Raw genomic sequence first — 23,872 nt, forward strand, 5'->3', positions numbered from 1 at the left:
GATTTTGACCGATTAGAGGAATTCAGACTTTTATCTTTACAAAACAAAATAAACAATTATTATGCAGGAAATTAAATTTTATAACGGAGAGAATATCCCGTTGGAATTGCACAAAGTGCGTGTTGTGCAGAAACTACATTTAGTACCTATTGAACGTCGACTGGAAGCATTGGAAGAAGGTGGATTTAACACTTTCAGACTAAACACGAAAGATGTATTTCTGGACATGCTTACCGACAGCGGAACCAATGCTATGAGCGACAATCAGATGGCTGCGATGATGCAGGCAGATGATGCATATGCCGGATCACAAAGTTTTTACCGGTTAAAGAAAGCTGTAGAAGACGTTCTGGGGAAAAAACATTACCTGCCGGTTCATCAAGGCCGTGCAGCCGAAAATATTTTATCAAAAGCATACATCAAGCAAGGGAGCCTGATTCCGATGAACTATCACTTCACCACTACTTTGGCACATATAACCGAGTGTGGTGGCCGCATCGTGGAACTGCTTTACGATGAAGGGTATGTGATGAATTCTGATCATCCGTTTAAAGGCAACATGAACATCGAAAAACTGGAAGAGAACATTATCCGGCACGGTTCAAAAAACGTTCCGTTTATCCGCATGGAAGCTTCCACCAACCTGATTGGCGGGCAACCATTTTCGATTCAAAACCTACGCGATGTGAGGGCTATTGCAGATAAATACAATATCCGTTTAGTGCTGGATGCCAGCTTATTGGGTGAAAATGCTTACCTGGTAAAATTGCGGGAAGAAGAGTTTAATGAAACGTCTATGGCGGATATTCTAAAAACAATGACCGAGCTGGCAGATATTGTCTATTTTTCGGCACGGAAGCTAAGTTCTTCGCGCGGTGGAGGTATCTGCACCAACAGCGAAGTGATTTACAAGGAGCTCGAGGCACTTGTTCCCCTTTATGAAGGATTTTTGACTTACGGTGGCATATCGGTACGTGAAATTGAATCAATGGCAGTCGGATTATACGAAACGTTGGATGAAACCATGATTTGTCAAAGTCCCGACTTTATCCGTTACCTGGTGGATGAACTGGATAAAAACGGAGTACCCATGCTGAAGCCTGCCGGCGTACTCGGTGCACACGTGAATGCTATGGAACTCTGTTCCCATATTCCTCAAACGCAGTATCCTGCCGGATCGCTTGCTGCAGCCTTGTTTCTGATATCCGGAATCCGGGGAATGGAACGCGGCTCGGTTTCCAACCAACGCGACGAGTACGGAAACGAAACATACGCCGACATGGAGTTAGTCCGGCTTGCCGTTCCACGTCGTGTATTCACGTTATCACAGATAAAATACGTTATCGACCGGGTTACCTGGCTGAATGACAACCGTGAACTTATCGGTGGATTAAAATTCGTTTACGAACCGCCTGTTCTTCGTTTCTTTATGGGAGGGCTGGAGCCTGTTAACGATTGGCCACAAAGGCTTATTTCCAAATTCAAGGAAGATTTTGGAGAAAGCTTGTGAAGAATTTGAGAAAAAAGAGGCCGTCATGAGACGGCCTCTTAATATTTGTCAGTTTTTATACAAAACTACTTCTGTTTTTTAACAATATGTACAGCCTCGCCTAGAACATCTGCACAGGCTTCAAAAAGTGCTTCTGAATAGGTAGGGTGTCCGTATATAGTTTTGATTACTTCGTCCACGGTGATTTCCATTTCCATAAGCAACGATGCCTGGTTAATGATTTCAGCTGCCGCGGGACCTACAATATGCACACCAAGAATCTCGCCATATTTGCTGTCGGCGATCACTTTCACAAAACCAACATTATCACCGGATGCCATAGCCCGGCCGTTGGCAGCAAAATCAAAACGGCCAATACGAACGTCGTATTTCTCGCGTGCCTGTTCTTCCGTAAGACCAACCATAGCCACTTCGGGATGGGTATAAACTACCGAAGGAGCGGAATGCAATTTAAGTTCGCGATGATTGCCTTTTACAGCATTATCAGCTGCCACTTCACCCATGCGAAATGCTACATGCGCTAGCATCTTTATAGCATTCACATCGCCGGGTGCATAAATGCCTTTCACACTGGTTTCCATATATTTGTCAACCTTGATCCGGCCGCGCTCCATTTCAAACTGAATATCTCCCATCCCTTCGGTATCCGGTAAGCGTCCGATAGAAATCAGGACCTTATCAGCAATGACCGATTCTCCTCCTTCAATTTTAACTTCCACCTTGCCTTTTTTATCGGCAAGCTCAGTAATCTTGGTAGAAGTCATTATTTTCACGTTCTTCTTTTTCAGCAACTTGGTAAGTAATGCCGACGCTTCAGCGTCCACTGACGGAATAATCCTGTCCATCATCTCGATAACGGTTATTTTTGTTCCGAGCGCCTCAAATGCCTGAGCCATCTCTATACCGATAACACCTCCGCCAATCACCGCCAGCGTTTCCGGCAGTACGTCCAGCGCCAACAAATCATCACTGGTTAATACATTCGGATTATCAATACCCGGAATGTTTATTCTGGATACTTTTGACCCTCCCGCTAGAATAATTTTGTCACCTTTTATCACCGTGGAATCATCCACTACCACATCTTTGTTTTTATTGATTCGGGCAACTCCTTTGAAAATGTCCACTTTGTTGCTTCTCAGCAATGCTTCTACACCGCTTGTCAGCTTTTTCACCACCGAGTTTTTGTGCTGAACCACCCGAGGCATATCTATTTTGTACTTAACGCTTTCAAAAATGATTCCACGTGAAGCAGCCATCTCCATACCCTCGATAATTTCACCACTTTTGAGATATGCTTTCGTCGGAATACATCCCAAGTTAAGACACGTTCCTCCAAATTCTTTTTTTTCCACAATGGCCACTTTTGCCCCCTGTTGTGCAGCACGGATAGCAGCCACGTATCCAGCAGGTCCGCCACCAATGACGATCACATTGTATGAATCTTCGAGCCTTGTCATTGATTTGTCAGCAGCCTCTTCTTCAACCGGTTTCTCCTCTTCATATGCCTGCGGAACAATTTCCTCGCCTTCTTGTCCGATATAACCGATAACTTCCGTTACCGGAACAGTATCTCCGTCGTGACGGAGAATTTTAAGGAGCACGCCTGTTGCCTCGGCTTCAAGTTCCATACTTGTTTTATCGGTCATGATTTCGAGGATAATTTCACCTTGAGTCACAGGATCTCCTTCTTTTTTTAACCACTTTACAATTTGCCCTTCGGTCATGTCGATTCCCGCTTTGGGCATTATAATTTCGTATGCCATGTTTTGAGTTATGAGTTATGAGTTTTAAGTAAACCTCAAACGTTAAATTAATAATGTTAACGGATTTTCAAGCAGTTGCTTCAGGTCCGTCATGAATTTTGCCGCTGTAAGTCCGTCAATGATGCGATGATCACTGGTAAGGCTGACTTTCATTACCGGACGGATTACGGCCTCACCGTTGCGGACCACAAGGGTATCTTTTGTCGATGAGACGCTTAAAATGGCTGCATTCGGCTGATTGATGATTGCCGTAAAATGTTCCACGCCATACATTCCCAAGTTGCTGATGGTAAATGTACTTCCCGTTTGTTCATCGGGCAGCAACTTTTTCGAAAATGTGCGTTCGGTAACGTCTTTCAAAGCTACTACCAGTTCGCTGAGCAACATTTTATCGGCATTTTTCACTACCGGCACCAGCAATCCCTCGTCCAATCCAACCGCCATTCCTAAATTCACGTAGTTGTGGAAAGTGATCTCGGTAACCTCGTTATTCAAGCTCGCATTGATGTATTTGTGTTTCATCAATGTTTTCACCACAGCAAACGAAATCAGATCGGTAACAGTCAGCTTTTTATCCGTTTTCTCCTTTATCGGATCCATCAATTTTTTGCGTAACTCAAGCAGTTCAGCCATATCTATTTCCCAGGTTTGAATAAACGAAGGGATCGAGAAATAACTTTCCGACATACGTTTTGCTATTACCTTGCGCATCATGCTCAACGGCTCGGTTTCGGTACTTACGGCTGCTTCCACCTTAACAGAGACATCGGGTTTGCTATCGGCAGGTATTACCTGAAGCTGCTTACTTATTCCCGAAAGAATTTTTGGTGCTGCCGTAGCTTCAGCAAAATCATTCCGGGTAAGGCGGGCTTTCAATACAGGATCAGAGATGAGCAACAGCACATCGTCCTTCATGATTTTATCGTTGTGACCGGTGCCCCTGACACCTTTCAGATCAATGTGATGTTCTTCAGCAATTCTGCGTGCGAGCGGCGAGACGTGAATTTTACCCTGAAAATTCCATCCGGCAACATCTTCTTTATGAACGCGTCCCTTATAACCTGTACCGGTCACATTTGTAAGCGTCACGTTCATTCGTTTAGCCAGCAATCTTGCTGCAGGAGTGGCTCTAACTAATTGTCTTTCTTCCATAAACCTCCTCTATCACCTTTTATTAACCAATTTGAGGATGTATTTTTTAATCCTTTCAACACTGGGTAGCATGGCTGCTTCAAGTTTGGCGTTGTAAGGAACGGGAACGTCTTCTGCCGCCAATCGCAGAATGCGGCCGTCGAGGTAATCGAAGGCATCGCTTTCGGCAATCATGGCGGCAATTTCACCGATGAAACCACCGGTTTTGTGCGCATCGTTAACGAGCAGCACACGACCGGTTTTTTTCACCGAATTAAGAACGGCTTCTTTGTCAAGCGGTATCAATGTTCTCAAATCAACCACTTCTACGCTTACCCCATCAGCCTCCCGTACCTGGTCGGCCGCCTGTAATACGCGTTCAAGCATTCTTCCATACGTAACAACAGTTACGTCCTTGCCCTCTCGTTTAAGTTCGGCTTTGCCTAATGGAATGGTAAATTCCGGATCGAGAGGAACTTCTCCTTTCATGTTGAATTGCGCTTTATATTCAAGGAAAATAACGGTGTTATTGTCCCTGATAGCGGATTTAAGTATTCCTTTTACATCGGCAGGTGTTCCCGGGGCAACAACCTTGAGTCCCGGGATGTGAGTAAACCAGGCTTCGAGCGACTGCGAATGTTGTGCAGCGGCACCCACTCCCGATCCTGCCGCGCAGCGAAACACAACAGGTACCTGTCCTTTTCCGCCGAACATATATCGGGTTTTTGCTGCCTGATTCACTATATTGTCCATCATATAAACAATAAAGTCCATAAAAGTTACATCAACAATGGGGCGCAGGCCGGTCATGGCTGCTCCGATGGCACAACCGGAAATAGCATTTTCAGAAATTGGCGTGTCGCGAACGCGTTCCTTACCAAATTCCTGAAGCATCCCTACCGATGTTCCGAAGTCGCCACCAAAAATACCCACGTCTTCACCCATAAGAAACACGTTTTCGTCACGGCGCATTTCTTCTGACATTGCCAAAATAATGGCATCTCTTACAGACATTACTTTAGTTTCGTTTTCCATTTTTTATTATTGTTGCTGAGAGCTTGGTGCAGAGGCTTAGGGTCAATCTGTACAATGAATCACCTTTGCTGTTAGCTTTTTTGCTCTGTATCGTTTTGTTGTATTTTGAGTTACTGATTGTAAAGGAGCGGCATTCCGCATCCCTAAGTCTTAATCTGCAAAAATATCTTCGAAAGCCGATTCCAGAGTTGGCTCGGGGCTTTCCATCGCAAATTTCACAGACGCTTCAACGGCGTCCATGGATTTACGGTCTATATCATCCAACTCTTCTTCGGAAGCTAGATTATTTTCCATCATATATTTTTTGTACTTGACAATCGGGTCTTTTTTCTTCCATTCATCCACCTCCTGTTTGGTACGGTATTTTCCGGGGTCTGAAGTTGAATGTCCGTACCAGCGATACGTGAGTGACTCAACCAAGACAGGCCCGTTTCCGCTGCGGACATAATCCACCAGCTCGACAAATTTGTTGTAAACAGCCAACAAATCATTTCCATCTTCGATAAGATGTCCTGGGACGCCGTAGGCGCTAGCACGCTGGTAATTGTAATCTATGTTGATTACGCTCGAAATAGGAGTACTGATTCCGTAAAAATTATTGATGGAATAGAAAATAACCGGTAACTTCCAAATGGATGCCATATTCATTGTTTCGTGAAAAGTACCTTCATTCACCGCTCCGTCACCAAAAAAACAGACGACAATCTTTCCGGTTTTTTTCATTTGTTGTGTCAGGGCAGCTCCGATAGCCATTCCCATTCCCCCCCCCACAATTCCGTTGGCACCAAGATTTCCCTTATCCAGATCGGCTATATGCATTGAGCCTCCTTTTCCTTTACAGGTTCCTGTCGCTTTTCCCATAATTTCGGCCATCATCTCGTTAAGGTCTATTTCCATAGCAATGGTCTGCCCATGGCCGCGATGGTTGGAAGTAATTAAATCACCTTCCGACAGAGCAGCAATTGCACCCACATTGGCTGCTTCTTCACCTACCGAAAAATGCGTCATCCCGGGAACCTGGCCTCTCTTCACCATGTAATTGACCTTTTCGTCGAAATTACGGATATCGCACATTAACTTATGCATGTGCAGTAATTTTTCCTTGGGTATTTCTTGTTTAGCTGTTGATTTTTTAGATTTTGCCATAATATATTTAGTTGTAATATTGGATCAAACCTATCTCGTATTACCTGAATCAGTAACAATAACATTTTTTGAATGATATTTGTTTAACACATATCATTTTTTTATCGGTGATAAAGCGGGTTGATTGAAATCCTGATTCTGTGATTTTTCTACAAAGTTATTTAGAATTGTTTTAAATTACAAAACCGTTTAGTTTATTTAACCATTGCGTTTCTATTTTTCGGTTAAAATAAGCGTTGCCAGTCAAAAGTATTATTGCTTCCCCCACAGATAAGGGTAGTGTCAAACTTGTTCGGATTGTGTTAAGACGAGTAATAATCGAATAAAATTTATTGTTGCAGTTATGCTTTGATTTTTGGAAAAGTTATGAGAAAAAGCAACCCACCCTCGGGGCGATTTTTGGCTACGATGTTACCCTTGTGTAAAAGCACTGCATTTTTAACGATAGACAAACCTAAGCCTGAACCGCCGGTATCACGAGTACGTCCTTCGTTCACCCTGTAAAACCGTTCAAAAATCTTTACGAGGTGTTTCTCCTCCACCCCAACTCCGTTATCGTGAAATTCGAAGTACACAGCATCATCAGTTTCCATGTAACACCTAAGCACAATCTGAATAGACTTGCCAGCATATGCTAAGGAGTTTTCCACAAGGTTTCGGAAAATGGAATACAGGAGTGTGCGGCTGCCATAAATAACCACACTATCCGCTACCTCGATAGTAAATGTGGTGTTTTTTTCAAGGAATATATGGGCTAAATCAGATTTCAATTCATCAAGAAGCAATTTTATAAAAACGGGTTCTTTAACAAACCGGTCCGCAGCCTCTTCTATTTTAGTCAACATGCTTATATCCTGTATTAATTCGGATAACCGAATGGTTTGAACATACGCTCGATCAATAAAAACCTGCTGACGGTCTGTATCTTTGGGGTCAAGGTTAAGTATGGTCTCCAGATAACCACGGATACTGGTAACCGGTGTCCGGAGTTCATGAGCGATATTGTTGGTCATCTCCTGCTTGAGCAAGCGTCGCTTTTCAGCCTTAGTAATGTCGCTGATATAAATTTCAAAATTTTTATCTTCGAAAATAATGACCCTGATATTGAACTGCTTACCGTTTTTTTCTATACGCGTCGAGAACACATTTTCAGTACGGTCGGCCGAAGCTAGAAAAGCATCAATCTCTTCAAAATCAGGATCGGAAAATAAATATTCATCTTCCAACACGGGTTTATCTGCTATAATATTCAAAAATTGCAGAAAATGGGAGTTAGCGTAGATTTTCTTCCGTTCTTCGGAAAAAATGGCAATCCCCTCTTCGGAAAATTGAAAATGCTGAATAAGTTTTTCTCGCTCCAAAGCCAGTTTTTTCCGGTTTTCTTTCAATAAATTGTAATTCTCCACGATCTCGGCACTAACCTCTCCTACCTCATCGTCGGGAAACTCGAACGCTGTTTTTGTAGGCCTACCATTCTTCAGGTTTACCGCAAATTCCTTTAACTCTTTAATTGATTTGGAAAATTTATTGGCAAAATAGAACATCATCAGCGCACATACAATGAAAAACAAAATGATGAAATACATGAAACTGTTTTTGGAATTAAGAAACGGCCTCACTTCCACCTCGTAGGGCAAGGCAACGCGAATAAAATATGCTCCGTCGTAATTCCTGGCATAATATAAATACCGGATATGGTTACTGTCCGACATTCGTATGTTGGAACCGCTACCTGAAACCATTGCCTTTTGAATTTCGGGACGGTCTGTATGATTAGTCATCCTCTTCTCGTCCAGCAGATTATCATACATTACTCTGCCCGTCTTATCAATAATAGTCAAACGTAGGTTATCGGATAAATACGCTGTTAATTCATCCATCCGTTGTATGCTATCCGGGAATACAATATGCCGGCCTTTTATGTAGCGGTGAATAAAACCGGCATTTCCGTCAAGCATATTTTCAAGGCTTTTCGTACGTTCGTGCCGGACTTGCTTTTGTTCAAACAAAATAATCCCCGCCGTAAAAACTGCAATGATTACGGAGAAGTACAGCAAGATTCTTTTTCGGTATGACAGCCGGAAACTCATTCTGTCGTTTTTGGCTCTGAATTCAGGTAATATCCGAATCCTGAACGATTTACAATAATTGATGAATATTCGCCTAATTTTTTCCTGAGGCGAGTTATGTGCACATCTACTGTTCTGTCGAGAACAAACTCGTTGTCACCCCAAACCTGATTCAAGATTTCGCTGCGGGTATAAACGTTCGGGGAGGTTTGCGACAACAACGAAAGAATTTCAAACTCTTTTTTCGTGAGTGTAACTTCAACATCATCTATGGTCACCCTGTTATTAAGAATATCAATGGTTAATCCCTCATGCTGCCAGAGTGTCTGCGTCTCTTTCTTATTTAAACGGACTCTTTTTAAAACCGATTTTACCCTTGCAATCAGTTCTTTTACAGAAAAAGGTTTAGACACATAATCATCACCGCCTAAGGAGAAGCCCGTCAGCATATCGTTTTCGGTGTTTTTTGCCGTCAGAAATATGATGGGGACACTCTTTCCTTCTTTTCTGAGTCTCTCGGCCATTTTAAAACCCGACATCCCCCCCATCATAACATCCAGAATAATCAGATCGTGCCTGTCGGTAAGAATTGACAATGCCTCTTCAGCCGAATTAGCCAAATCTACTTTGTACCCTTCATTTTCAAGATTAAACTGAAGAATATCGCAAATGTCTTTTTCGTCGTCTACAACCAGAATTCTTTCTTCCATAACTGATAAAATTGATGTTTATTAAGATTCCTCTTCTGTTTTAAAAGGCAATGACTTTTTTAGTTCTTTATCGTGCCGGACATCTTTTCCCTCCAACAGAAAAATGGCTGATTCTGCCATATCTACTGCTTTATCGCCGATACGCTCAATGTAATAAGCAATATTGTTAAGATTTACAATATTAATAAGCATTTGATAACTAGTGACTTTTTCTTGAAAACCTTCAGCCAGCTTGCGTTCCATTTTTCGTTCCATCTTGTCTACTTTATCGTCCATCAAAATGGTATTGTAAGCCATTTGGTTGCTCGAACCCGAAACGGAAAACACCGCATTTTTAAGCATTCCGTCTGTATGCACAAGCATTTTCCCCATCAATTTAATATACGTATCGAAACCATCGAGCGAGAAATCTATCTTTTTAATTGATTCGGCAACATTTTGGATAAGATCCCCTACACGTTCCAAGGAAATAGTCATGTCGTAATAAGCCATAATCTTTCTCAAATCTATGGCTACGGGATTGAAGAACATGATGCTGTTTATTACTTTTTCTTTTATGGTGATATCCAACGAATCGATAATTTTTTCGTTCTTCTTCATCAGTATAAAGAGCTCTTCATTTTTTTCTGTCAAAAGATGTTGCGTGTTTGCCAACTGTTCCAATACAATTTCAGAAAGAAGCTGGAAGTCACTGTTCAATTGGTTGAAGTATTTTTCTTTTATACTGACGCCAGACGCGCTTAACAGGTTGTCGGATTCTTTGTTATTCGTTCCCATGATTGCAGTTATTAGAAAATTGATTTCACATACAAAGATAACCAACTATCCGAATACACCGGTCAGGTATTCTTCGGTTTTTTTATTCCGGGGTTTCGTAAACATGTGGCGTGTGTTGCCGTATTCAATCAAATTCCCCAGATACATAAACATGGAATTGTCCGAAATCCGTGCAGCCTGCGACATGTTGTGAGTAACAATCAGGATAGTGTATTTCGATTTCAAATCCAACAGTAATTCTTCAATTTTGTTAGTTGATATCGGATCAAGTGCTGAGGTAGGCTCATCCATTAACAACAATTCCGGTTTCAAGGCCAGCGTGCGGGCTATACACAGTCGTTGCTGCTGTCCGCCCGAAAGGAACGAACCACGTTTGGTCATCACGTCTTTTACCTCATCCCAAAGTGCCACCGAAACAAGGCTTTGCTCCACGATACGGTCTTTCTCCTGTCTATTTAAACGTATGCCGTTAAGGGAATAACCGGCCAATACGTTATCATAAATACTCATTGTTGGAAACGGATTGGGCTGCTGAAAAACCATTCCCGCCATACGACGCACTTCCATTGGATTCATCTGCAGTACATTCTTCCCTTTCAGGAGAATTTCTCCCGTCGTCTTCACACTGGGATACAAGTCGTGCATACGGTTAATGGCACGCAGCAAGGTGCTTTTCCCGCATCCCGACGGCCCCATAATTGCCGTGATGGTATTGGGGAATACATCTGCAGATACTTCATTCACTGCTTTTTTGTCCGGTGTGTATGCTACCGACACCGATTTTAATTGTAGGATAGGCTTATTGCCGTTATAATTTATATCTTCCATTTGCGTGCTACGATTTTTGCCAGCCAGTTTAAAAGAAATATGACGATAAGGAGCAGTAATGAGGTTGACCAAATTAAATCGACCAAGTTGGGATCGTTGTAAAAATCCCAGATCAGAAGTGGAATAGCGCTTGTTGGCTCCATCAAGTCCCAGTTTACCACGGTTGCCCCCAGGGCCGTCAACATCAGGGGTGCAGTCTCGCCCATTACCCGGGAGACAGCGAGTAAGATCCCGGTAAAAATTCCACCGAATCCCGAGGGAAGCAATATCTTGAAAACCACGTTCCTGTAGGAAGAACCTAATGCCAGTCCTGCTTCCTTATAGGAACGAGGCAGCATTTTCAGTGTCTCTTCGGTTGAACGTACCACCATAGGCAGCATCATTATCGTCAGCGCCACGCTTCCGGCCAGGGCAGAATACCCGCCCAAAGGCTTCACAACCCATGCGTACGCGATAATTCCAATAACAATTGAAGGCATTCCCTGCAACAAGTCAGTCAGGTAGCTGACCAACCGAGCAAACTTTTTTTGCGGGTTCTCCGAAAGATAAATCCCAATCAGCAATCCCAGCGGAATTGTCAGAAGAATAGCTACTCCAACAATGAGCAGAGTTCCGGTTATTCCGTTCAAGATTCCTCCGGGTATGGATTCGCCGTTGATACGTGATAGCATAGCATCCATCGACGACGGTGTCACTTCAGAAAACAGCTGTAGGTTGAAATTTTTGTATCCCCTGGATATTACTTCCCACAAAATGAAGAATAACGGCAGCATCGATAAGGCCGACAATGCACAGACAAGAACAAACACCAATTTGTCCTTGCTGCTTCGATACCTTATGCTTGTTTGTTTCCTCTCCATCATACCCTCGACAAGTGTTTCATTACCAGTTTTGCTATAAAATTGATAATTGCCGTAATTAAAAAAAGCAACAACCCGATAGCGATCAACGCACTTAGTTTCAACCCGTCAGCTTCACCAAATTGATTGGCAATAATGCTCGCCATGGTGTTTCCTGTATCGGCCAACCCTTTCGGAACATGATTGGTATTCCCGATAAGCATGGTTACCGCCATAGTCTCGCCCAGTGCTCTACCGAGCGCCAAGATATATGCGGCTACAATCCCGGAGCCGGCCGTTGGCAAACTGATGTGTTGAATAACCTCCATTCTTGTCGCACCCATACTGTAAGCACCTTCTTTCAGGTTATTGGGAACCATCGACAAAAATTCTCCGCTCAGTGAAGAGGCATAAGGAATAATCATGATCGCCAGTACGACTGATGCCGTAAAAACTCCGAATCCCTGAGAATTTATCCCTAAATCTACCACAAGCGGGCGTATGGCATAAAATCCCCACAAACCATAAACAATGGAAGGAATTCCAGCAAGTAAATTGACAACCGAACTCACAAACGAGGAAATCTTAGTCCCTTTGAAATATTCTCCGGTGAACAAAGCCACAGGCAATGAGAACAGAAGACAGATCAATAATGCAAACGATGCCGTAAAAAGTGTTCCCACAACAAAAGAAAACGCTCCGTACTCTTCGGTTGCCGACCTCGGATCCCACTCGGAATTTGTAATAAAACCGAGAAAACCATATTCTCTGAAAGCTTCTGAAGCACTACCCACCAAAGCGTAAATTATTCCGGCTGTAAGTAGCAAGACGCTTGCTGCAGCCGTAAACAAAATAGCTTTAAACAAGTTATCTTTCATCTCTTAACGTTTTACCAGGGTAACGGATCCGGATTGGCAGACTGCAGGACCTTGCCTCCGTAATGGATTTCCGAAATTAACTTTTGTGTCTTTATCAACGCCTGCTCCGACAAGGGGGCGTAATTAATTTTCGCTGCGACTTCCTGCCCTTCGGGTGAGAGCACGTAGGTGAGCAAATTGACTAAATCCCGGGCATCCTTTTCGGTTCTGTTTGCATATTGCTGGTTTTTGTACACCAAAATCCATGTCAACAGACTGATTGGGTAAGCATTGGGATCGGCAGAATCGGTAAGCGTGACCCGCATATCATCGGGTAAATCCACGTTAGCAGCAGCCGAGATAGTTTCAAGTGTGGCATCTACATAATTACCGGATTTATTTTTAAGTTTTGCCGTAGACAGCTTTAATGTGAGTGCATATTCAGAACCGATGTAACCGATAGCCCCTTCGGTTTGCTGAACAATTCCCGCCACTCCAGGGTTCCCTTTCGCGGCTATTCCGGCACTCCACTTCAGGGCTTTTCCTTTTCCCATGCTGCGTTTCCATTTATCACTCACCTCGCATAAATAATCGGAGAAATTAAACGTGGTACCGCTGCCATCGGATCGGTAAACAGGTGTAATTCTCAGATCGGGTAGTTCTACATCCGGATTTTCCTGAACAATAAGCGGATCGTCCCAACGGATGATATTGCCCATAAAAATTTCAGCAACCAACTCGCCAGTCAACCGCAAGCTGTCAACGCCCGGAAGCGTGTAAGCCATCACCACACCTCCCATACAGGTGGCTATATGAACAACTTCAGCATTCATTGATTTCAATTCCTTATCGGAAAGAAAAGCGTCGCTGGCTCCAAAATCCACGGAGTTATCGCGCAAACTCCGGATACCGCCTCCACTGCCAATGGCTCCGTAGTTCACGGTCATGCCCGGATTCACACGCATATAGTCGCGAAAAACAATGTTGTAGAAAGGATATGGGAAAGTAGCTCCGGCACCCGATATAGCAGAGTTGCCTTTAATGGGTGAATTTTGATTGACACAAGAACCTAAAACAAGTACGATGGCTGGAAACAGTAGAATCTTTTTCATCAAAACCTTAAAGTCTATCTGTAAGTGACGGCAAAGTTACAATTCTTATGTTACAAAACTGTTACTTTTTTGTTACGAAATTATTAAGATTTTAAGGCGGTTAAATGATGCTTAAAGCAAGTCTTATTCCATTTACACTTATACCGTGAAATCTGGACAAGTGCAGGATACTCACAATAATAAACAACGTATTTTTTTGATAAAACTAACTAAAAACCATACCTCCCAAAATAATATAACCCATTGTATTATTACCTGATAAAAAATATTACTCATTCAGATTTTGTAAATAATTTGCTTTTATCCGTTGCGTAGGTTTTGCGCAAAAGTAACATTGCTCTATATTTGTATCCTAATTCTAAAACAACATGTTTCTAAAGAAATATTTTTCCCTTCTTTCCTGGTCTGTAATCATTATTCTTCAGGCATGCAACACTACTCATAACTATGATGAGTTAAAAGAGGGCGATTTACTGTTTATTGTCGGAAAAAGCAAATCAGAACAGACCAGTGCCATTAAAAGAAGCACATCACAAAAAGAAGAAGTTCCTTATTCCCATGTAGGCATAGTAAAATTCGATAAAAAAGACGTATACGTCATAGAAGCTACCCCCTCGGATGGAATCATCCAGACGTTGCTTTACGAATTCATACAGAAAGCCGAAAAACGAAAAGGAAGACCCCTGATTGCAGTAGGAAGGGTAAAACCTGAATTTCAATACATTGTTCCACTTGCCGTTGAAAACGCCGGAGATCTACTAGGTAGACCTTATGATTACGCCTATGAAGAAGGGAACGATGCGTATTACTGTTCCGAGCTTGTTCGCTTCTCGTATCTAGATTCCTTACGTAACCCGATTTTTCCTGCTGTTTCTATGACATTCAAAAACAAGGAGACAGGCGAAACTGAAGCTTATTGGGAAAAACACTTTGCCGGACTGCAACTGGAAATTCCCGAAGGAAAGTCAGGGACAAATCCCGTTGATATGTCGAAATCGCCCATTATTGATATAGTTCACAAGTATTATTGACAGTATGCGATACTCTTTTATGCTTTTCTTGTTGTGTTGCCTTTTTACAGGATGCGTGAAGGAAGAAACTGACAACCGGGATACCGGATTTATTGTTGCGGTAGGTGATCCGGCTCCAGATTTTCAGATACACTATCAGGACGGAAACACACAATCGCTGAAATCACTTCGCGGAAAAGTAGTTTTAATCCAATTTGCCGCCAGCTGGTGCAAAGTATGTCAGGATATTATGCCGCTTATGGAAAGGGAGTTTAATCTCAGATATAAATCGCATCCCGACTTTACCCTTTTTGCCGTTTGCAGAGGACAAACTCCGGAAGAAGTTCAGCAGTTCGCTGAAAAAGTCAAGGTAACTTATCCGCTTACGCTGGATGAAGACGAATCTATTTTCAGGCTGTATGCACTTGCCAAAGCCGGAGTAACACGAAATGTACTGATAGATAAGGACGGAAAAATAGTCTATTTAACCCGCCTTTACAACGAACAGGAATTTGCTCAATTAAATAAAACGATCGATTCGTTGTTGCAACCGTGAAAAATGTCTTGTTAAGGTAAAAAAGTTTATTAAAGTCGGGGATACCTGTTTCACTTAACGAAATAGTTGTATTTTTGTTTTTTTAAACAAAAATATGGACAATTATTCAATCAAAGAAACAACACCAAAAGAAGCCAGGCCTCGCAGACTAAATCCAATAACCGACTGGCTTATAAGACTTATCAAGGGAATTGTAGTAGGAATTGGTTTTATTCTACCCGGATTATCGGGAGGTGTACTGGCAGTAATTGTGGGAATGTATGATCCGCTGATAAAATTCCTGGCTAACCTGAAAGATAAATTCCTTAAAAATATAATGTTCTTCCTGCCTTTTGCCATCGGCGCTGCGGTTGGAATTGTACTTTTTGCAGTAGTGGTGGAAAAAGCCTTCGGAAAATATGCTGCTCAGTTCGTTTGTTTATTTGTTGGCTTTGTTGCCGGGACATTCCCGTCGTTATTTAAAACTGCCGGAAAACAGGGACGAAAGAACAAAGATTTTCTTTTCCTTATCCTCTCTGCGGTTGGAATTTTTACGCTGATGCTTGCGGGGGGAAAGCAACTGACCGAAGTAAACCCACACATATTATCTTGGCTTGCATCGGGATTACTGATGGGTTTGGGATTGATTGTTCCCGGGCTAAGCCCTTCCAATTTCCTGATTTACTTTGGCATGTACGATAAAATGGCTACAGGGATCAAAGATTTTGATTTTGCAGTAATTATTCCGTTGGTAATCGGATTTATTCTCTGTGTAATTCTATTCTCAAAAATTGCGGCATATCTTTTCAAAAAATATTATCCGGGGATGTATCATTTTATTCTCGGTTTGGTGATTGGATCTTCGTTGGCAATCTTTCCGACAGTTGTATTTCCTGCTTTCCAATCCGATCAATTAGCAACAGCCGGACTTAGTTTTACCGGAGCACTTCTTTTCTGTTTGGTGCTTTTTGTAGCAGGGACGGTTGTATCGTATCTTTTCAGTAAACTGGAAGAAAAATATCCGAGGGAGGAAATATTTTAAATGGCGAAACTTAACAAACAGCAAGGTCACTTGGCGTTGTTTACGTCCAGCCTAGTTTTTGGTTTGAATATTCCCATTGCACGCACCATAACCCCCGGCATAGTGGATCCGTTTTTAATGACGTTTCTCCGGATGTTCGGGGCGGCAGTTCTGTTTTGGATCGCGTCACTTTTTATTCAAAAAGAATTCGTTCCAAGAAAAGATATTCTCTTTTTTTTCTCTTCCGCTGTTTTTGCTATCGTAATCAATCAAGCCTCTTTTATCGTTGGATTGTCCAAAACCTCACCTATCGATGCTTCGTTGGTGGTAACCCTGTCACCCGTTATCACGATGTTGCTGGCCGCCATCTTTATCAAGGAACCTATAACGCTAGTAAAAGCCCTTGGAGTGCTTATAGGTGCCTCCGGAGCATTGGTCCTCATCCTGAGTAGCACGCATAATGAATCCGGCGGTAGTTTAGCCGGCAATCTGCTTGTTCTATTGTCCGTAACCTCCTATGCACTTTATCTGACACTCTTCAAAAACCTGATTTCACGCTATTCATCCATAACCTCCATGAAGTGGATGTTCTTGTTCGCCACCGTCCTCACTTATCCAATGAGCCATAGGGCAATTGTTGAAACCGACTTTACCACATTCGACACAAGTGTATATCTACGAATAGGTTATGTTGTAGCACTTGCCACTTTTTTCACCTACATGCTCATCCCCATCGGACAAAAGACATTACGTCCTACCACCATCAGCATGTACAATTATTTGCAACCAATCGCAGCTTCTTTTCTTGCAGTTGCCATCGGCATGGACCGGTTTGGATGGGACAAAATCATTTCCACCGTGCTTGTTTTCACGGGTGTCTATCTGGTTACGCAGAGTAAATCTCGTATAGACCACTACAGGCGTTGAAGATCAACTTTTCGGATAAAGATTTCCGCTCCTTCCGATTGAATCTGTATTTTTCCTTTTTGTGGTTTCACGTTGTAAATCCGATTCACCAGTTTGCCGTTCAGGTAGATAAGAAGATTGCTTCCTGTCGCATAACATTCTATCCGGTTCCATTGCCCTAAAGGCTTTTCCACATCGTCTGCACCGCGAAAACCTTTTTTATCTTCCCATTGCGGGTCTCGACTGTGCCAATCGATCCTTCCGCGCACGAAAGTCTTTACTTCTCCTTCAGGATCGTAAAAGTAGGCTCCTTCAAGCACACCGGGCTTGACGTTTGTTGTAGCCGAAAAGTTATCTGTACCATCACCTACGATGATGATATCTCCTGTTCCTCCTTCAATAATCTGGCTTTCTATGGAATGCATCCAGGTACCTCCTGAAGCTCCGTCTTCACCAACGGAATGCAACAATATACCGCTATCTCTTGCCCGGTCAGCGCGAGGTGCAAAAGTTCTTTCCCCCCATTTGAATTCAACGGTCAGTTTATAATTTTCAAACTCTTCATCAGTAGTAATACAACCAAACTCTTCGCCCGATATAACAATGTTGCCGTTTTTTACGATAAACACTTTATTAGGATCACTGTTTTTCCCTTTTCCCTTCAAAAAAGTGTACCATCCATCCAGGTTTTCACCATTAAACAACTGAATGTATTTTTGTGAAGTATTCATCCGTCCGGAAAATGAACCAGCCTTATCCAGAGGCCGCACATCCACACCTTCGTTAGTCATAACTACAGGCAGGATCTTACCATCGGGATCGAACTCCATTTTATCGATACAGGTCATGCGGGAATTTCCGTCCTTTTCTGTCAGGGGGCGACGATGATATACCATGTACCACTCGTCCGTTCCAGGCACATTGATGACAGAATTATGGCCCGCTCCGTTAGCAATACGCCCGTCCTGCTGCAATACAATGCCTATACGTTCGAAGGGTCCCAACGGTGAATCGGCTATAGCATAAGCCACCCGGTAATCCGGCCCTGTCCATCCGCCTTCCGACCACATAAAATAATACTTCCCGTTACGGATAAACATAACTGAACCTTCTACATACCCTTCGGGCGTGATTTCCTTGAAAATTGTTCCGTCGTCGAACGGGATGAATCCGGTAAAATCACTGTTAAGTTTTGAAACGTTGCAGTGCTTCCATCCGCCGTAAAACATATAATATTGTTTGTCAATATCTTTGAACACAAATTGGTCTATAGGTTGTGCCCCATTATGAAACTGATCGATTAACGGTTTTCCCAAGTAATCGCGGAAAGGGCCTTGGGGACGCTCTGCAATGCCTATGCCTATGCCACCATGATTTCCATTGTTCTGGATATCATTGGCTGCAAAAAAAAGGTAATATTTTCCTTCTTTCTCCACAATGGCAGGGGCCCACATGGCTTTTTTTGCCCACTTGACTTGAACGGTATCAATAATGTGGCTGTGCTTTGTCCAGTTCACCAGATCAGGAGACGAAAAGGCATCCATAAATACCTGCTGGTTGTAGGGAGCCGAGAAAGTAGGATAAATCCAGTATTTATCACCGAAAACCGTCGCTTCAGGATCGGCATACCAACCGGTAAAAACAGGGTTTCCCGATTTTTGAGCATTGAGTGCCGCATAAAACAGCAATAGCAGACTAAAGAACAAGATTTTTTTTCCCATTTGCATTGATTGTATTTTGGTAAAAAGCTAATCGTCACACAATCCGTGTATTTTTTATCCATGATAATCGTGTATTCACCCTTACAAAGATAAAAATTATTTCCCAAAAAAACTTAAAAACACAATGCACTTTAAGGTATGGACCAACCGGTTTTTTTTATCGACAAACGATGAATTATTCTGTACAAACAGCTAATATTTTCATTTAAATATATGATATTTAGACTATTAATTCAATAAAACTATAGTTAAACAGCCACTTTCTGATTAAACATTTCTTTATCTTTGAATGTCATAATAGCGATAAGTTTTTATTCAACGAATTATAAACACTAAAAAAAAATTGAGGTATGAAAAAGTATGCAATGTTTATGTTAGCTGCCATACTAACAATCGGCTTGCCGATCTCAGCACAAGACGGGCAAAGAAAACAACGGAGTAATGACAATCGGCTGCACCGGGAAATGAGAATGACGGCCAAAGAACGCGCCGAATGGATGGCTAAACAATTAGAGCTGACTGCCGACCAAACGGAAAAGGTACAGGCACTACTGGAAAAACAAGATGCCAAACGCACGGAGCAAATTACAAAACTCCGGGAGCAACGTGAACAGGAGATCACAAATCGCAACAAAAAACGAGAGCAAATACGTGCCCTGCGTGAAAATGAAAGTAAAGAAAACAGAGTCGAACTGGAAGGTATCATTGGAAAAGAGAAAATGGAAAAACTGAATACACTACGCGAATCACGCCGGCAGAGGTCACAAGCAGATCGTCAAGGTAAAAAGGCAGAAACAAGTAAAATTTAGGTTACCGACATTCTTTTTCTAGAAAATCAAAACGCCACCCTTCCTGGATGGCGTTTTGATTTTGTTATAAGCCTGTACTACATTGTTGCAAACTTCAAGCAAACCGGTTTGCTGACGTTAATATCTTGGCCAGTGTCGGTAAGAAGACCCGTTTCGTTGTTGATGGTAAAAACCTGAATCTTATTGTCATCTCGGCTAGCCACAAGTAACAACTTCCCATTGGGTGTAATCACGAAATTCCGGGGATGCCTTCCGGTCGGCTGATAACCGGCCTTGGTAAGGGTCCCGTCGTCCGGATCAATCGAGAATATAGCTATACCATCGGCTTTAAGCCGGTTGGAAGCGTATAGAAATTTTCCGTCCGGCGATACGTGAATATCTGCACTTCCACGTAAACCTTCCACGGTGTCAGTAGCAATTACTTGTTTTTCTTTCAGGTCACCCCCGTCGTAATCATACACAATTACATCGCCCGACAGCTCACCCAATAAATAAAAATACTTACCGTTGGGGTAAAAATCAAAATGACGTGGACCAGTACCGGCGGGAGTAGAGAATTCTTTCAGACTTGCCTGGGAAAGTACCGGCTGGCCTTCAAAAACCGAGCCAATAGCGTTATAGCGATATATTTTATCTGTCCCCAGATCAGCAGCAAACAGGAATTTTCCGTCAGGAGAAAATCGGACGCTGTGAAGGTGAGAACTCTCCTGCCGGGTAGTATCGGGTCCTGATCCCTCAAAACCAATCACGGGGTCGGCGGAAGATAATGTGCCGTCATCATTTACCTGAAATACAGAAATGCTTCCACCTCCATAATTTGCCGTGAGAACACTTTTGCCTGTTTTATCAATTTCAATAAAGCACGGTCCCGGACTTTCGGTGTTGCTCGAATTCAAATACTGAAGCACTCCTCTGCCTTTATCAAACGCAAATGTAACGGCAGTACTCTCTCCATCGCCGTTTTCACCTACAGCGTACACAAATTTCTCGTCAGGACTTACCACCAGATACGATGGATTCACGGCTTCGGCCAAGCTCAGAGAGTCGGATTTGCCGGTTTCCGTATCAAATTTATACACATAAATACCCTGACTGCCTCCTTCAGAAGTATAGGTTCCCACAAGTAAAAACATATCGTCTGGCGTTGCCGATGCGACAACCTTATTCATTGTATCCATATCTTCTTTCTTTGTTTTTCTGCCGGTGCACGCTGCGAATAAAACAGCGAAGATAAGTGCGAAAATAATTTTTCTCTTCATTTGTATTTTATTTGTTTGTTAGCTTGAAGTCAAGTTATTGTTATAATATTCACTGAATTTGCACACGTATGGTGATCCTTGCTGAATCTTTCAACGAACGATACTTTGTATCTAGTTTAATACGAATTAATCTGACACATGCGAAATTACATCTTTTTACGGATATAACCATCTCCGAGAAAAACAATTGCCGTTTTATGTTGTGAAATTGCCGGAGACTGTGTATTTTTGCAAACTATTTTGAACTAAAAAAAACAAATATGCTAACGAAAATATTGTCTGTTTCCGGAAAGCCGGGTTTATATAAACTAATCTCTACCAGTAAGAACCTTAATATCGTGGAATCTCTTCTCGATGGCAAAAGAATTCCCGTTTATTTGACCGAAAAAGTAGTTGCCCTCAGCGATGTATCTATCTACACAACCGAGGAAGATATGCCGTTGCGCGAAGTTTTTCAGAAAATAAAAGAAAAAGAAAATGGAGAAAAAACGGTTCTTGGGTCAAAGTCATCCAACGGAGAAGTTTTCCGCTATTTCGAGGAAATACTGCCTAACTACGATACCGAAAAAGTATACGCTTCGGACATAAAAAAGATATTGAACTGGTATAATATTCTTATCAACAGTGGAATCGATTTTGACCAAGAGGAGCCCAATACCGAAGAACCTGCCGGAACCGAACCGGAAAACAACGAAAAATAAAGTAAATTGAACCCTAAAAATTTGTTCACTCGGATAGTAGCGGGAATTATATACATTGCCGTTATTTTGGTGGGTATTCTGGGAGGTAAATACTCTTTTATCGGAGTTTTCGGTTTATTTTTAATTATCGGACTTTACGAATTTTACCGGATGACCGAAAAAAACACCTCTCACGCCATAAGTAAAGCCTTCAATATTGCTTCCGGGTTTCTTATTTTTCTTTCGGCATATCTTTATTTGGAGAATATTTGCAAAATTGCATTGCCCTTGACCTCCATAACCTACCTGCTTATTCTTTTTGCTTCGGCAATCTTCATAAACAGGAAAGATATTCTTCATGCTATCATCTATTCCTTTTTTGGACAAATCTACATTACGCTACCACTATCCATACTGATGCTTTTGTCCTATCAGTATCAGACACTTTCCAACGAGTATTATTATGCTTTTGTTTTGGCTATTTTTGTTTTTATCTGGGTAAATGATACGGCGGCTTTTGTGGTAGGTTCTCTCCTGGGCAAGCACAAGTTTATCGAAAGGATTTCTCCCAGGAAAACCGTCGAAGGTTTCATCGGGGGAATTGTATTTTCGGTCTCGGCCGCAGTTATTCTTTCAGCCTTCTTTACCGACTATTCGTTAGCTTTCTGGATAGGATTCAGCATTATTACAGCACTCTTCGGCACTCTGGGGGACCTGTTTGAGTCACTAATTAAAAGAACTTACGAGGTAAAGGATTCTGGTAGCCTCATCCCCGGACACGGAGGTATTCTCGACCGAATAGATAGCCTGCTTATTGCCATTCCGGCAGTCTACATTTATCTCGCTGTTATGCTTATTTCCTAACCTTGTTTTTTCTAAAAAAAACAGGTTGTTTTCATTGAACTTTTGTAGCGTATTGCTGTTTCAATTAAAATTGTCATACACTTAACACGTATTAAGATGAACAAGAAAGCAATTGGAACAAACGCCGGCATTATCTGGAATTTGTTGAACAGCAGTGAGAAATGGGACGTCTCTCAATTGATGCAAAAATCAGGCTTAACGGAAATAGAAGTGTACACGGCTATCGGTTGGCTAGCCCGCGAAGATAAGATAGAAATTGAGGAAAAACCAAACAATAAACACTATTACTACCTCATTGTAGACTATTATTTCTGATCAAATCTGAGAACGAAAATAAAAATCCGACATCAGTGACGATGCCGGATTTTTATTTTTTAACACTTATGAATGCAACGTTTTCGGCCGTTTCTCCATCTATATATTGTTAACAACTCAATTAGGTATAAAATCGGCCCAAAATGAAAAAATTACTGCCTTTGTTTTTACTTATTTCACTCATCTTAATTTCGTGTGAAAAGATTGATTCATCCCTTATCGGGAGCTGGAGATTAAACGAAACAAACTATCGTATAACCACCAATCAGGACTTTACGTTTACGAATGTTTTCGGTTCTCCTTGGAAAGGAACAATAAAGATCGACAACAAAAACCTAAATCCAATGTTATTCAACTATTATTTCGAAAATGTCTGGGGACAAACATTGTTTGCTTCAGAAAATGTAAGTTTCACCTTTGCAGGTCCCAATCGTTTAGAGATTTATTATGAAAACGCACTTTATTTACTTGAAAAAGAGTATATATTTAATATTTCAACAGGATTATTCAAAGTGGATGGAACAGCCAAATACCAAGACAGAACCCTACAAATAGCCATTGAATTAACTATGCCGAAAGTAGAACTGAAAAAAGGAGCTCAATTTTTAGTTAAAGACGGATACAATTTCATGCCATATAGACACCTCTGGTTAAACAATGGAGGAAAGTTACAAACTGACTATTTAACAGGCGACATTATGGACAGATTATCAGGAAAATGGAATATAAGTGACAATAAAATAAACATTAATTTGAAAAATCGTGCAAGCGATATTTATCAATACCGATTTAACAATGATAAATTGCTGTTGTCGAAAGAAAAGAATACAAAAGAGCAGCTTCCGCACCACATATCGCCGTTTGCCGATAAAATAAGTAATACCACGTATCAAGCACTTTATACGCGGGAGTAACAAAAAATCCGAAACAGGAATATCTCGGATTTTATTTAAATTTGTAAATCTAAAATTG

General features: G+C 41.9%; 23 protein-coding genes and 1 pseudogene. 10 read left to right on the forward strand and 14 right to left on the reverse strand.

What is annotated here, in order from left to right:
• Nucleotides 1-61: 61 nt before the first annotated feature.
• The gene (locus tag AACM02_RS09965) at nucleotides 62-1,510 is read left to right on the forward strand and encodes a tryptophanase (RefSeq protein ID WP_286845307.1); all 1,449 of its coding nucleotides are present in this window, start codon (nucleotides 62-64) and stop codon (nucleotides 1,508-1,510) included.
• A 65-nt stretch (nucleotides 1,511-1,575) separates the two neighbouring features.
• Here the strand turns inward: AACM02_RS09965 and lpdA are convergent, their stop codons facing one another.
• The 11 genes from lpdA to pstS all read right to left on the reverse strand — a co-directional run bounded on the left by lpdA (nucleotide 1,576) and on the right by pstS (nucleotide 13,780).
• A complete protein-coding gene (lpdA, locus tag AACM02_RS09970) occupies nucleotides 1,576-3,276 on the reverse strand; it encodes a dihydrolipoyl dehydrogenase (protein ID WP_339116863.1) in 1,701 nt (566 codons plus the stop codon).
• 42 nt (nucleotides 3,277-3,318) lie between these two features.
• The gene (locus AACM02_RS09975; RefSeq protein ID WP_286855881.1) at nucleotides 3,319-4,428 is read right to left on the reverse strand and encodes a dihydrolipoamide acetyltransferase; all 1,110 of its coding nucleotides are present in this window, start codon (nucleotides 4,426-4,428) and stop codon (nucleotides 3,319-3,321) included.
• A gap of 12 nt (nucleotides 4,429-4,440) precedes the next feature.
• Complete coding sequence (locus AACM02_RS09980; RefSeq protein ID WP_286855880.1) at nucleotides 4,441-5,442, reverse strand: alpha-ketoacid dehydrogenase subunit beta; 1,002 nt, start codon at nucleotides 5,440-5,442, stop codon at nucleotides 4,441-4,443.
• Between the two features lie 150 nt (nucleotides 5,443-5,592).
• Nucleotides 5,593-6,588, reverse strand: a complete 996-nt coding sequence (locus AACM02_RS09985) for a thiamine pyrophosphate-dependent dehydrogenase E1 component subunit alpha (RefSeq protein ID WP_339116864.1) — start codon at nucleotides 6,586-6,588, stop codon at nucleotides 5,593-5,595.
• A gap of 341 nt (nucleotides 6,589-6,929) precedes the next feature.
• Nucleotides 6,930-8,678, reverse strand: a complete 1,749-nt coding sequence (locus tag AACM02_RS09990) for an ATP-binding protein (protein WP_332456747.1) — start codon at nucleotides 8,676-8,678, stop codon at nucleotides 6,930-6,932.
• Nucleotides 8,675-9,367, reverse strand: coding sequence for a response regulator transcription factor (locus AACM02_RS09995; RefSeq protein ID WP_214062481.1), 693 nt, complete (start codon nucleotides 9,365-9,367; stop codon nucleotides 8,675-8,677). The genes AACM02_RS09990 and AACM02_RS09995 overlap by 4 nt, the downstream gene beginning before the upstream one ends.
• A gap of 21 nt (nucleotides 9,368-9,388) precedes the next feature.
• On the reverse strand, nucleotides 9,389-10,144 hold the full coding sequence (locus AACM02_RS10000) for a PhoU domain-containing protein (RefSeq protein WP_286844961.1): 756 nt from the start codon (nucleotides 10,142-10,144) through the stop codon (nucleotides 9,389-9,391).
• A gap of 45 nt (nucleotides 10,145-10,189) precedes the next feature.
• Nucleotides 10,190-10,972, reverse strand: a complete 783-nt coding sequence (gene pstB, locus AACM02_RS10005) for a phosphate ABC transporter ATP-binding protein PstB (protein WP_214062479.1) — start codon at nucleotides 10,970-10,972, stop codon at nucleotides 10,190-10,192.
• Nucleotides 10,960-11,835 (reverse strand): phosphate ABC transporter permease PstA, encoded by an 876-nt coding sequence (pstA, locus tag AACM02_RS10010; RefSeq protein ID WP_214062478.1) that lies wholly within the window; start codon nucleotides 11,833-11,835, stop codon nucleotides 10,960-10,962. The genes pstB and pstA overlap by 13 nt, the downstream gene beginning before the upstream one ends.
• Nucleotides 11,832-12,689 (reverse strand): phosphate ABC transporter permease subunit PstC, encoded by an 858-nt coding sequence (pstC, locus tag AACM02_RS10015; RefSeq protein ID WP_339116865.1) that lies wholly within the window; start codon nucleotides 12,687-12,689, stop codon nucleotides 11,832-11,834. The genes pstA and pstC overlap by 4 nt, the downstream gene beginning before the upstream one ends.
• 11 nt (nucleotides 12,690-12,700) lie before the next feature.
• On the reverse strand, nucleotides 12,701-13,780 hold the full coding sequence (gene pstS, locus AACM02_RS10020) for a phosphate ABC transporter substrate-binding protein PstS (protein WP_339116866.1): 1,080 nt from the start codon (nucleotides 13,778-13,780) through the stop codon (nucleotides 12,701-12,703).
• Nucleotides 13,781-14,148: 368 nt separating this feature from the next.
• On the opposite strand from pstS, the gene AACM02_RS10025 reads away from it, so the two are divergent.
• From AACM02_RS10025 to AACM02_RS10040, 4 genes are all read left to right on the forward strand, one after another.
• Nucleotides 14,149-14,811, forward strand: coding sequence for a YiiX/YebB-like N1pC/P60 family cysteine hydrolase (locus AACM02_RS10025; RefSeq protein WP_286844968.1), 663 nt, complete (start codon nucleotides 14,149-14,151; stop codon nucleotides 14,809-14,811).
• Nucleotides 14,812-14,815: 4 nt separating this feature from the next.
• Nucleotides 14,816-15,346 (forward strand): TlpA disulfide reductase family protein, encoded by a 531-nt coding sequence (locus AACM02_RS10030; protein ID WP_339116867.1) that lies wholly within the window; start codon nucleotides 14,816-14,818, stop codon nucleotides 15,344-15,346.
• Between the two features lie 94 nt (nucleotides 15,347-15,440).
• Nucleotides 15,441-16,367, forward strand: coding sequence for an undecaprenyl phosphate translocase family protein (locus AACM02_RS10035; RefSeq protein ID WP_339116868.1), 927 nt, complete (start codon nucleotides 15,441-15,443; stop codon nucleotides 16,365-16,367).
• Complete coding sequence (locus AACM02_RS10040) at nucleotides 16,368-17,273, forward strand: DMT family transporter (protein WP_339116869.1); 906 nt, start codon at nucleotides 16,368-16,370, stop codon at nucleotides 17,271-17,273.
• Here the strand turns inward: AACM02_RS10040 and AACM02_RS10045 are convergent.
• Both AACM02_RS10045 and AACM02_RS10050 read right to left on the reverse strand, forming a co-directional pair.
• Nucleotides 17,261-18,043 (reverse strand): DUF1080 domain-containing protein, encoded by a 783-nt coding sequence (locus AACM02_RS10045; protein WP_339117454.1) that lies wholly within the window; start codon nucleotides 18,041-18,043, stop codon nucleotides 17,261-17,263. The genes AACM02_RS10040 and AACM02_RS10045 overlap by 13 nt on opposite strands.
• Nucleotides 18,026-18,973: pseudogene (locus AACM02_RS10050) on the reverse strand (glycoside hydrolase family 43 protein); the annotation flags it as partial. The gene AACM02_RS10045 and the pseudogene AACM02_RS10050, both read right to left, overlap by 18 nt.
• 350 nt (nucleotides 18,974-19,323) lie before the next feature.
• Here AACM02_RS10050 and AACM02_RS10055 point away from each other — a divergent pair.
• Complete coding sequence (locus AACM02_RS10055; protein WP_214063475.1) at nucleotides 19,324-19,782, forward strand: hypothetical protein; 459 nt, start codon at nucleotides 19,324-19,326, stop codon at nucleotides 19,780-19,782.
• Nucleotides 19,783-19,859: 77 nt separating this feature from the next.
• On the opposite strand, the gene AACM02_RS10060 is transcribed toward AACM02_RS10055, so the two are convergent.
• Nucleotides 19,860-21,041: a lactonase family protein gene (locus tag AACM02_RS10060; RefSeq protein ID WP_339116870.1), complete on the reverse strand. Its 1,182-nt coding sequence runs from the start codon at nucleotides 21,039-21,041 to the stop codon at nucleotides 19,860-19,862.
• A 260-nt stretch (nucleotides 21,042-21,301) separates the two neighbouring features.
• Here AACM02_RS10060 and AACM02_RS10065 point away from each other — a divergent pair, with 260 nt between their 5' ends.
• From AACM02_RS10065 to AACM02_RS10080, 4 genes are all read left to right on the forward strand, one after another.
• Nucleotides 21,302-21,742: a DUF5606 domain-containing protein gene (locus tag AACM02_RS10065; protein WP_286844976.1), complete on the forward strand. Its 441-nt coding sequence runs from the start codon at nucleotides 21,302-21,304 to the stop codon at nucleotides 21,740-21,742.
• A 6-nt stretch (nucleotides 21,743-21,748) separates the two neighbouring features.
• Nucleotides 21,749-22,585 (forward strand): phosphatidate cytidylyltransferase, encoded by an 837-nt coding sequence (locus AACM02_RS10070; protein WP_286844978.1) that lies wholly within the window; start codon nucleotides 21,749-21,751, stop codon nucleotides 22,583-22,585.
• Nucleotides 22,586-22,681: 96 nt separating this feature from the next.
• Nucleotides 22,682-22,900, forward strand: a complete 219-nt coding sequence (locus AACM02_RS10075) for a winged helix-turn-helix domain-containing protein (RefSeq protein ID WP_286844980.1) — start codon at nucleotides 22,682-22,684, stop codon at nucleotides 22,898-22,900.
• Between the two features lie 143 nt (nucleotides 22,901-23,043).
• On the forward strand, nucleotides 23,044-23,814 hold the full coding sequence (locus tag AACM02_RS10080) for a hypothetical protein (protein ID WP_339116871.1): 771 nt from the start codon (nucleotides 23,044-23,046) through the stop codon (nucleotides 23,812-23,814).
• The last annotated feature ends 58 nt before the right edge of the window (nucleotides 23,815-23,872 follow it).

The organism is Petrimonas sp. (assembly GCF_963921705.1).
In the GTDB taxonomy this organism is placed as follows: domain Bacteria; phylum Bacteroidota; class Bacteroidia; order Bacteroidales; family Dysgonomonadaceae; genus Petrimonas; species Petrimonas sulfuriphila.